Source organism: Hymenobacter frigidus, from assembly GCF_014640435.1.
Lineage (GTDB): Bacteria > Bacteroidota > Bacteroidia > Cytophagales > Hymenobacteraceae > Hymenobacter > Hymenobacter frigidus.
Map to the genome: position 1 here is coordinate 1 of NZ_BMGY01000107.1, position 677 is coordinate 677.

Consider the following 677-nt stretch of genomic DNA (forward strand, 5'->3'; position numbering starts at 1 on the left):
GGCCGGGCAAGGCCACCAGCCAAGGGGTGCTGCTGCACTCACTGGTCGCGGCCACCTGGCCCGCCCCCGACCCGACGCCCGGTGCCAAGCGCCCGGCCCTGCCGCTGCTGGGCCTGCTCGACCAGCAGTTTCACGTGCGCCAGCCCGTGCCCGACGCCGAGAAGGCCCACCCGCACGGGGGCTCCCGGGTGCGCCAGGGCCGGGTGCGCGAGTCGGCCCTGTGGACGCGGAGCCTGCGGGCCGTGGGCGCCCCCCCGGTTGGTGCCCGCTGGGTGGTGGTGGCCGACCGCGGGGCCGACATCTACGAACACCTGCTGCAATGTCAGGCGCAAGGCCTGGGCTTTGTCGTGCGCGCGGCCCAGGACCGGGCCCTGGTCGCGGCGGACCGCGCGCCGGCCGGGCGCCTGTTTGCCGGCCTGCGGGCCCAGCCCCGTGCGGGGCAGTTCGCGCTGGCCCTGCGCGGGCGACCGGGACAGGCGGCCCGGCCGGTGGTGCTCCAGGTGAGCTACACTCCGGCCCAGTGGCTGCGGGCCCCGCAACGGCCGGGCGGGGCCACCGGCAAGGGCGCGCCCGTGCCCTGCGCCGGGGTGCGGGTGTGGGAAGAAACGGCTCCCGGCGCGCCGGCCGGGCTGGAGTGGCTGCTCTTGACGGACACGCCGGTGGCGGACTTCGCGCAG

1 pseudogene is annotated in these 677 nt (G+C 78.0%); it reads left to right on the plus strand.

The window, feature by feature from the left end:
* A pseudogene (locus IEW17_RS20660) lies at window positions 1–677 on the plus strand (hypothetical protein); the annotation flags it as partial.